This is a genomic window from Mycobacterium sp. E2497 (assembly GCF_001668695.1).
In the GTDB taxonomy this organism is placed as follows: domain Bacteria; phylum Actinomycetota; class Actinomycetes; order Mycobacteriales; family Mycobacteriaceae; genus Mycobacterium.
In genome coordinates, this window is sequence record NZ_LZKD01000114.1 from 1 (window position 1) to 830 (window position 830).

Sequence of the window (830 nt, forward strand, 5' to 3'; positions counted from 1 at the left end):
AACCGGGTGCTCGTTGCTTTCGGCGCGGACCGCGCGATCGAATGCGGCCAGATGCGGATGCTCGCGCATGAGCCGGCCCGATTCGTCGAGCACCGCCTCGATCCGGTCGACGGCGGTCCCCGGGCGCGCGGCGGCCGCGCGCAGCCGCGGCAACGCGACGTCGGTCCGCGCCGCTATCGCGGCGTTGATCAGCTCCGCCTTGTTCGGAAAGTAGTTGTAGAGGCTGGCGCTGGTGACGTTCGCGGCCCGGGCGATCTCACGGATGGTGGCGCCCGCGTACCCGAATTCGGCCACGCAGCGCATGGTGGCAACGACGATCCGCTGCCGCGTCTCCTCGCCGCTGGCGCCGACCGGACGTCCCCGTTGCGCCCGCGTCACCGTGCTGTCCTCACTCGCGCGTCCCGTCCGCCGGCTCCCGGTCCCCGACACGGTCGAATATAATCGAGTGATCGATTAGTTTCGGCTTCGCCGCGGAGGTGCGTAGTGCGTGATGGACGGAGCTGCGGCGGGCTTCCCGCCGCATGAGCGTCACGCCGCCGCAATTGGGTCGGCCGGTGGGTGCCGACGGTGAGCAGACCCGGGCCCGCATCATCACCGCCGCGATGCGATGTGTGGCCGAGAATGGCTATTCGCGCACCACGATTCGCGAGATCGCCCGGGCGGCCGACGTCACCAGCGGCAGCCTGTACCACTACTTCCCGAACAAGTCCGAATTGCTGGACGCGGCCGTCGAGGACATCGAACGCATGGCGGTGCCGCGGCTGCGAGCCGCCGCCGCGGGTCCCGGCGGCGTGGTCGATCGCCTCGCGGCGGTGCTGGACGAGGCGAGC

The 830-nt window shown here is 70.6% G+C and carries 2 protein-coding genes; one reads left to right on the forward strand and one right to left on the reverse strand.

Going from position 1 to position 830, the window contains the following annotated elements:
• The coding region (locus tag A5713_RS08940; RefSeq protein WP_156751806.1) for a TetR/AcrR family transcriptional regulator at positions 1-378 on the reverse strand (378 nt) is incomplete at its 3' end.
• A gap of 143 nt (positions 379-521) precedes the next feature.
• Between A5713_RS08940 and A5713_RS08945 the strand changes: the two genes are divergently transcribed.
• Positions 522-830: TetR/AcrR family transcriptional regulator (locus A5713_RS08945; protein ID WP_156751807.1), on the forward strand; the 309-nt coding region annotated here is incomplete at its 3' end.